Source organism: Streptomyces murinus (assembly GCF_002154555.1).
Taxonomy (GTDB): Bacteria; Actinomycetota; Actinomycetes; order Streptomycetales; family Streptomycetaceae; genus Streptomyces; species Streptomyces murinus.
On record NZ_MUNF01000924.1, the window covers coordinates 1 to 733 of the forward strand.

Annotated in this window: 1 pseudogene; it reads right to left on the minus strand. The window is 68.7% G+C overall.

Annotation, left to right across the window (positions count from 1 at the left end):
- Positions 1 to 386: pseudogene (locus tag CCN72_RS36630) on the minus strand (transketolase); the annotation flags it as partial.
- Positions 387 to 733: the final 347 nt, after the last annotated feature.

The window sequence follows — 733 nt, forward strand, 5'->3', positions numbered from 1 at the left end:
GCGGTCCCCACCCCGATGGGCAGCCCGTGCCCGAGCGAGCCGCTGCCGATCTCGGCCCCGGGCACCAGCATCCGGTCCGGGTGGTGGCCGAGGGGGGAGTCGTACCCGCCGAACCCGGGCAGCCACTCGACCGGCAGGAACCCCTTGGCGGCCAGCACCGCGTAGTACGCCATCGGCCCGTGCCCCTTGCTCAGCAGGAACCGGTCCCGGCCCGGGTCCGCCGTCCGCTCCGGCGTGACGCGCAGTACCCGGTCGTAGAGCACCCACAGCACATCGAGCGTGGAGGTGGCCGCCGGGCCGTGCTTCTCGTCGCCGGTCATGAGGCTCATCAGCCGGGGCAGGTCGGCGTACTCGTGGGCGTGGTGTTCGTCCGTTGTGATCGTCATGTACGACAGCGTGCAACCTCGACCAAACTTGAGGTCAACCCCAGGAAGTCGTGCGCGATCACCGAGTCGAGTGCGGTATTGTTTCCCTGCACGTTGCGACCGGCGAAACCGCAGGTCAAACGGCAACGGGACGTGGCGCAGCTNNACCGCCCCTGATCGTTTTTGGGGACCAGGCGGGAACCGGCGTTCCCCGGGGTGCCGCCGAGGCCGGGGATAGGGCCTCTCACCTGGTAATTTCTGTAGATGATCATTTCATTTCGCTTATCCCGTCCGGCTCGGGCCGCTCTCATCTGCGCTCTCGCCCTGACCGTGTTACCCGCCTCGCCCGCCACCGCCGCCGACGCCGG